This is a genomic window from uncultured Flavonifractor sp. (assembly GCF_944387675.1).
In the GTDB taxonomy this organism is placed as follows: domain Bacteria; phylum Bacillota; class Clostridia; order Oscillospirales; family Oscillospiraceae; genus Flavonifractor.
The window spans coordinates 1-5,722 of record NZ_CALXFV010000123.1; the positions used below are offsets into that span (position 1 = coordinate 1).

A 5,722-nucleotide genomic window follows, 5' to 3' on the forward strand; every position below is an offset into this window, starting at 1 on the left:
ACGATACAGGACTTGAACCTGTGACCTCCCGCACGTCAAGCGGATGCTCTACCAGCTGAGCTAATCGTCCAAACAGCGTAGATCATTATATCAGAGGGATAGAAGATTGTCAATAGTTTTTTGCGCGCCGCCCGGCAGCGCGGGGGGAAGGATAAGATGGAGTACTATCAGGTGCCGGCCCGGTCCCTCCACCGGGATCTGGGGGAGAGCAAAGGAGCGTTGTGGGTCTACGGCCGCAGCGCCGCCGGCCTGCTGGCCGACGACGGGAGCCGCTGGGGCGTGCTGATCCTCCCTGGCGGCGGGTATGAGCGGATTGCCCCGGCGGAGAGCGAGCCGGTGGCTCTGGCCTTTGTGGCGGCGGGGATACAGGCCTTTGTGCTGTCCTATAGTCTGCTGCCGGTGGGCTGGCCCGCGCAGTTTCTGGAAGGGGCGGCTGCCATGGCCTGGATTCGAAGTCATGCCGTCCAGCTTGGCATCCGCTCCGACCGGGTGGCGGTGTGCGGCTTCTCCGCCGGGGGCCATCTGGCGGGGTGCCTGTGCTGCCTGTGGGACCATCCGCTGCTCAGAGAGCGGCTGGGACTGGCTCCGGAGCAGGTGCGACCGGATGCCGCCATCCTGGGCTACCCGGTGGTAAATGAGGCGCGGTACCTCGCCCCTCTGGGCGCCCCGGAGAAGCTAAAACTGGACCGGCGAATGCGGGGGGACCATCCGCCCGCCTTTTTGTGGGCTACGGGGGAGGACGCCACCGTGCCGGTGGAGAACACCCTGGATTACGCCTCCGCCCTGCGGCGGGCCGGGGTACCGGCGGAGCTGCACCTCTTCGCCAAGGGTCCCCACGCCATGGGTCTGGCCGACCGGGAGAGCGCCCGGGACATGGCCCACTATAATTCCCACGCTGCGGCCTGGCATGGCCTGTGCGTGGATTGGCTGAAAGGAGTTTGACATGGCCCAGCGTGTGGTTTTGATTACCGGCGGCAGCCGGGGCATCGGCGCGGCCGCCGCCCGGCGGTTTGCCGCCGGCGGGGACAAGGTGATTCTCAACTACTGCCGCTCCCAGGAGCGGGCGGAGGCCCTGGCGTCGGAAATCGGCGGCTGGGCGGTGTGCGCCGATGTGTCCGACCCGGTCCAGGTCAAGAAAATGGTTGACAATGTGTTGGATAAATTTTGTCAACTTGACATTCTGATATGTAACGCCGGCATCGCCCAGCAGAAATTGTTTGGCGATTTGACCGACGCCGACTGGCGGCGGATGTTCGCCGTCCATGTGGACGGAATGTTTTATACCATCCGGGCGGCCCTGCCCCACTTCATCCACCGGAAGGCGGGGCGGATTCTGACGGTGTCCTCCATGTGGGGACAGGTGGGGGGTTCCTGCGAGGTGGCCTACTCCGCCGCAAAGGCCGCTGTCATAGGCATGACAAAGGCTTTGGCCAAGGAATTGGGGCCGTCGGGCATTACGGTGAACTGTGTGTCTCCGGGGGTCATTGACACGGAGATGAATGCCAATCTCTCCCCGGAGGACTTGGCGGCCCTGGCGGAGGAGACCCCTCTGGGGCGCATCGGCCGGCCGGAGGACGTGGCGGAGGCCCTGTGGTACCTGGCTTCCCCCGGGGCGGGGTTTGTCACCGGCCAGGTTTTGGCTCCCAACGGCGGACTGGTAGTGTAAAAAGGGGCAGCGCTTATTCATAATTTGTTCATACTTCCAACAATGGCCGCCTGATAGAGGCGGCCATTGTGCAGTTTTTAGGTTGACAATTTCCGACGTTCCGCATATAATTGTCAACAACTTCTAAAAGGAGGAAGATACCATGAAGAAGCTTCGCATCCTGTCTCTTGCGCTGGCGGGTGCTCTGTGCGTTTCCATGCTGGCCGGCTGCGGCAGCAGCGACCAGGGCTCTGCCAACACGCCCGCCGCCGGCGGCGAGACCACCCCTGCCGGCACCGAAACCGGCTCCACCGCCACTGGCACCGCCTTCAAGCTGGGCGGCACCGGCCCCCTGACCGGCGGCGCCGCCATCTACGGCCTGGCTGCCCAGCGGGGCGCCCAGATTGCCGTGGAGGAAATCAACGCCGAGGGCGGCGATATCCAGTTCGAGCTGCGCTATGAGGACGACGTCCACGTGGCCGAGACTGCCGTCAACGCCTACAACACCCTGAAGGAGTGGGGCATGCAGATTTCTCTGGGTTCCGTTACCTCCACTCCCGGCATTGCCACTTCCGTGCTCAACTTTGAGGACCGCATCTTCGCCCTGACCCCCTCCGCCTCCTCTCCCGACGTGATTGAGGGCAAGGACAATGTGTTCCAGATGTGCTTCTCCGACCCCAACCAGGGTCTGGCCTCCGCCCAGTACATCTATGAGCAGGGCCTGGGCGAGAAGGTGTTCATCATCTGGAAGAACGACGATGTGTACTCCACCGGCATCAAGGACCAGTTTGTGGCCGAGGCTGAGGCCCTGGGCCTGGAGGTGGTGGGCGACGCCACCTTTACAGAGGACACCCAGAACGACTTTACCGTGCAGGTGAGCCAGGCCCAGCAGGCCGGCGCCGACCTGATTTTCCTGCCCATCTACTATCAGCCCGCCTCCCTGATCCTGAGCCAGGCCGCCGCCACCGGCTACACCCCCAAGTTCTTCGGTGTGGACGGCATGGACGGCATCCTGACCATGGACGGCTTTGATCCCGCTCTGGCCGAGGGCGTCATGCTGCTGACCCCCTTCAACGCCGACTCTGACGACGAGGCCACCCAGAACTTCGTCTCCAAGTATCAGGAGCTGTACAACGAGACTCCCAACCAGTTTGCCGCCGACGCCTACGACTGCGTTTACGCCTACAAGCTGGCCCTGGAGACCGCCGGCTGCACCCCCGACATGAGCGCTGCGGACATCTGTGACGCGCTGATTGAGGTATTCCCCACCATCACTCTCACCGGCCTCACCGGTGACGGTGCGGGCATCACCTGGGATTCCACCGGTGCGGTGTCCAAGAGCCCCAAGGGCATGATCATCGAGAACGGCGCTTACGTCGGTATGGATTAAGCGTCCGCTGCAAGGAAAGAGAGAGACAAAGCGGTTTCGGGAGGACCGCCGGCGCTGCCGGCGGCCCTCCCGCCCGTTGCGTTTTCAGACAACGTGGAGGATCGCGGGCGGGCATCGGCCTGCCGGCGCCCGGCCTCGAGCCTCCACGCCGAGAGGTGTGTGTGTATGGTCTTTTTGAATTACCTCATCAACGGCATCAGCCTGGGCAGCATCTATGCCATCATCGCCCTGGGCTACACCATGGTGTACGGCATCGCTAAGATGCTGAACTTCGCCCACGGCGACGTGATCATGGTGGGCAGCTACATCTGCTTTTTCGCCGTATCAGCCTATCAGCTGCCCACAGTGGTGGGAATTTTGCTGGCCATGGCGGTGTGTACCGTCCTGGGCGTGGTCATCGAGGGACTGGCCTACAAGCCCCTGCGGCAGGCCGGCTCCCTGGCGGTGCTGATTACCGCCATCGGCGTCAGCTACTTTTTGCAGAACGCCGCTCAGCGGCTGTGGTCCTCCAACCCCAAGATTTTCCCCCCCATTGTTCCCCGGGAGTGGAGCATCAGCCTCTTTGACGGACAGCTGTCCATTTCAGTCCTTACCATCATCACCATCGCCGCCTGCATTGTCATCATGCTGGGCCTGACCTTCTTCACCGGCAAGACCAAGATGGGCAAGGCCATGCGGGCCTGCTCGGAGGACAAGGCGGCGGCCCAGCTCATGGGCATCAACGTCAACCGCACCATCTCCATGACCTTTGCCATCGGCTCCGCCCTGGCGGCCATTGCCGGTGTGCTGCTGTGCTCGGCCTATCAGACTCTGGTTCCCACCACCGGCTCCATGCCGGGTATCAAGGCCTTTACCGCCGCTGTGTTCGGCGGCATCGGCTCCATCCCCGGCGCCCTGCTGGGCGGCCTGCTGCTTGGCGTTATTGAGATTCTGGCTGGCGGCTATATCTCCACCCAGCTCCAGAACGCCATCGTCTTTGCCGTACTCATTGTGGTGCTGCTGGTGAAGCCCGCCGGCCTGCTGGGCAAGGCCGTGCGCGAGAAAGTGTGAGGTGGCCGGTATGAGTAAGAAACTCCGACAGATGAAACGGTCCACCCGCAGCAGAGTGTTTACCTACGCCCTGGTGATCGTGGCCTTTGTGGTCATTCAGCTGCTGCGTACCTTCAAGGACGGGGGCGTGGGCTCCGTGCTGGAGGGCCAGCTCATTCCCATCTGCGCCTATATCGTCATGGCTCTGGCCCTCAACCTGGTGGTGGGCATCTCCGGCGAGCTGAGCCTGGGCCACGCCGGCTTTATGAGCATCGGCGCCTTTGCCGGCTCCGCCTTTGCCATTGCCCTTCAGGGGATTATGCCCCTGTCCCCCCTGCGCCTGGCCCTGGCCATGGTGTTCGGCGCCATCGTAGCGGCGGTGCTGGGCTTTCTCATCGGTGTGCCGGTGCTGCGGCTCAACGGCGACTATCTGGCCATCGTCACCCTGGCCTTCGGCGAGATTATCAAGAGCATTGTCACCAATATCTACCTGGCCATGGATGGCAAGGGCCTCCACTTCAGCTTCCTCAACGACACCATTGAGCTGGAGGACGGCGGTGTGGAGCTGATCCGCGGCCCCATGGGCGTGATGAACACCCAGCGCATCTCCACCTTCATCGCCGGTTTTGTGCTGGTACTCATTGCCCTGACGGTGATTTTCAATCTGGTGAACAGCCGTACCGGCCGGGCCATCATGGCCGCCCGGGACAACCGCATCGCCGCCGAGAGCGTGGGCATCAGCGTCACCAAGTACAAAATGATTGCCTTTGTGGTATCCGCTGCCCTGGCCGGCGCTGCCGGCACCCTGTACGGCCTGAGTCAGACCACCTTCGTGGCCACCAAGTTTGACTTCAACACCTCCATCCTCATCCTGGTGTTCGTGGTGCTGGGCGGCCTGGGGAACATGTGGGGCTCGGTGATTGCCGCCGCCGCCCTCACCATCCTGCCCGAGGCGCTGCGGCAGTTCTCCGAACTGCGGATGCTGGTGTACGCCATCGTCCTCATTCTGGTGATGATTGCCACCAACAACCCCACTATGCGCAGCTTTTTCGGCCGCATTGGGGATAAACTCCGCCGGCAGGCCCCGGAGCAGAAGGGAGGGGCGGCACAATGAGCAGAGTGGAGCGGCGGACCGAGACCAAGCTGGTCCCGGTCCCCAGCGTCAATAAGATTCCCGAGCGGGATGTAGACAAGAGTCCCATTCTGGAGTGCCAGCACCTGGGTATTGACTTCGGCGGCCTCACCGCCGTCAACGAGTTCAACATGGCCATCGGCCGCACCGAGATTGCCGGCCTCATTGGCCCCAACGGCGCGGGCAAAACCACGGTGTTTAATCTGCTGACCAAGGTGTACCAGCCCACCCGGGGTACCATCCTGCTGGACGGCAAGGACACCCATGGCATGACCACCGTCCAGGTGAACAAGGCGGGCATCGCCCGCACCTTCCAGAACATCCGCCTCTTTGACAACCTGAGCGTGGAAGACAATGTAAAGATCGGCCTGCACAACCACATCCGCTACCCCATGTGGAGCGGTGTACTCCGCCTGCCCAACTACTGGAAGGAGGAGCGGCTGGCCCACGAGAGCGCCATGGAGCTGCTGCACATCTTCGATATGGAGCACCTGGCGGGGGCCAAGGCCGGCTCCCTGCCCTACGG

6 protein-coding genes are annotated in these 5,722 nt (G+C 62.9%); all 6 read left to right on the top strand.

The genetic code is table 11. The features are described 5' to 3' along the window. Nucleotides 1-156 precede the first annotated feature (156 nt). Entirely contained in the window at nucleotides 157-942 is a 786-nt protein-coding gene (locus Q0J74_RS10105; RefSeq protein WP_297214215.1) for an alpha/beta hydrolase, read from the top strand. A gap of 1 nt (nucleotide 943) precedes the next feature. Next, nucleotides 944-1,666 carry an elongation factor P 5-aminopentanone reductase gene (fabG, locus tag Q0J74_RS10110; protein WP_297214218.1) on the top strand — a complete coding sequence of 241 codons (723 nt, stop codon included), beginning with the start codon at nucleotides 944-946 and terminating at the stop codon, nucleotides 1,664-1,666. A gap of 142 nt (nucleotides 1,667-1,808) precedes the next feature. Next, nucleotides 1,809-3,035 (top strand): ABC transporter substrate-binding protein, encoded by a 1,227-nt coding sequence (locus Q0J74_RS10115; protein WP_297214221.1) that lies wholly within the window; start codon nucleotides 1,809-1,811, stop codon nucleotides 3,033-3,035. 165 nt (nucleotides 3,036-3,200) lie between these two features. Further along, nucleotides 3,201-4,085: a branched-chain amino acid ABC transporter permease gene (locus Q0J74_RS10120; RefSeq protein ID WP_297214223.1), complete on the top strand. Its 885-nt coding sequence runs from the start codon at nucleotides 3,201-3,203 to the stop codon at nucleotides 4,083-4,085. A 10-nt stretch (nucleotides 4,086-4,095) separates the two neighbouring features. Next, the gene (locus Q0J74_RS10125; RefSeq protein ID WP_297214225.1) at nucleotides 4,096-5,178 is read left to right on the top strand and encodes a branched-chain amino acid ABC transporter permease; all 1,083 of its coding nucleotides are present in this window, start codon (nucleotides 4,096-4,098) and stop codon (nucleotides 5,176-5,178) included. After that, nucleotides 5,175-5,722 (top strand): ABC transporter ATP-binding protein (locus tag Q0J74_RS10130; RefSeq protein WP_297214227.1); only part of this gene is annotated, 548 nt, incomplete at its 3' end. The genes Q0J74_RS10125 and Q0J74_RS10130, both read left to right, overlap by 4 nt.

Coding starts and splice junctions, on each gene's coding strand:
- Q0J74_RS10120 (WP_297214223.1), top strand. CDS start 3,201: ATGGTCTTTTTGAATTACCTCATCAACGGCATCAGCCTGGGCAGCATC.
- Q0J74_RS10125 (WP_297214225.1), top strand. CDS start 4,096: ATGAGTAAGAAACTCCGACAGATGAAACGGTCCACCCGCAGCAGAGTG.
- Q0J74_RS10115 (WP_297214221.1), top strand. CDS start 1,809: ATGAAGAAGCTTCGCATCCTGTCTCTTGCGCTGGCGGGTGCTCTGTGC.
- Q0J74_RS10105 (WP_297214215.1), top strand. CDS start 157: ATGGAGTACTATCAGGTGCCGGCCCGGTCCCTCCACCGGGATCTGGGG.
- fabG (WP_297214218.1), top strand. CDS start 944: ATGGCCCAGCGTGTGGTTTTGATTACCGGCGGCAGCCGGGGCATCGGC.